The following is a 1,318-nucleotide window of genomic DNA, read 5'->3' as shown; positions in this document are numbered from 1 at the left end:
TGTTCCATTTTAGAGATTTGTTTAAGATAAGATATAACTCATTGAGATGTGTCATAGTATTCGTCGTTAGAAAACAATTATTGTGACATTATTTCAATGAGTTATCTATTTTTGTCGTGTACAGAGAGAATATGCGACATTTTGAATTTTAGCTGTTTTCAGCAATTTAGGTTGTTCTATGTTGAAGTGGATTATTTTGGCGATTTTTATCGCTTCAGCGCTGTATATTCAACAGCGCGGCAAGGTGCGTCATAGTTTTTATCGTCAGTTTTTTGACCATTCTACCATCCTCGCACCGATCAACTATTTAATGTATTTGTTCTCTAAAGTACCAAATCAACCGTATATCGACACCCAGCACTTTCAAGATTTAAAGGTTTTGGATGACAATTGGGAAATGATTCGTGATGAAGCCAAAGCTTTATATGAACAGGGTGGTATTAAAGCTTCAAGTACTTACGATGATTTGGGTTTTAACTCATTCTTTAAAACAGGCTGGAAGCGCTTTTACTTAAAATGGTATGACTCCGCGCATCCATCAGCAGCAGAATTATGTCCAAAAACCACAGCATTATTAAAAACTTTGCCTAGCATTAAGGCGGCGATGTTTACTGAACTAGCGCCCGACAGTCGTTTAGTGCGTCATCGCGACCCGTATGCAGGTTCATTGCGTTACCACTTGGGATTGATGACACCAAATGATGACCGTTGTTTTATTGATGTCGATGGTGAGCGGTATTCATGGCGTGATGGTGAAAGTGTGGTGTTTGATGAAACCTATATTCACTATGCTGAAAATGGCACTTCTCAAAACCGTATTATTTTCTTTGCCGATGTCGAGCGTCCGTTAAAATCTCGCTGGATGCAAAAGTTTAATCACTGGTTTGGCAAAAATGTGATGACCGCAGCAAGCTCTCCGAATGAAGCAGGCGATCAGACGGGTGGCTTAAATAAAGTCTTTGGCTATGTCTATCAAGTGCGTTTAAAAGCCAAGGCTTTAAAAGCTAAAAATAGTCGTGTGTACTATTTCTTAAAATGGTTTTTAATGCTCGGGATTTTCTTCTTAATTTTTATTCGCCCTTATGTGTTTTAGAGTATTACAACGCCTTTCGGGGCGTTTTTTTATGACATTTTTGAGCAATTTCAGCAACGAGCTTTAATCCAGACCTACTTTTATGTATAGAATGAAGTAAATAGGGGAATTTTTATGCAAACGTTTCGTTCTAAAAAAGATTGGTGGGTTTTGGCTTTTGTGATTTGTATGTCTGGTCTATTGATTCAGTTATTGCTGACCATGTACGCCAAAGGCACGATGCCA

General features: G+C 38.2%; 1 protein-coding gene. It reads left to right on the top strand.

The window, feature by feature from the left end; all coding sequences use genetic code 11:
• The first annotated feature begins 178 nt into the window (after nucleotides 1-178).
• The gene (gene lpxO / locus FTU66_RS13520; RefSeq protein WP_178318334.1) at nucleotides 179-1,093 is read left to right on the top strand and encodes a lipid A hydroxylase LpxO; all 915 of its coding nucleotides are present in this window, start codon (nucleotides 179-181) and stop codon (nucleotides 1,091-1,093) included.
• The last annotated feature ends 225 nt before the right edge of the window (nucleotides 1,094-1,318 follow it).

The organism is Acinetobacter sp. YH12131, from assembly GCF_013418635.1.
Classification (GTDB): domain Bacteria; phylum Pseudomonadota; class Gammaproteobacteria; order Pseudomonadales; family Moraxellaceae; genus Acinetobacter; species Acinetobacter towneri.
The sequence above is the reverse complement of the archived record's forward strand: the minus strand, read 5'-3'. Positions and strand labels throughout refer to the sequence as shown.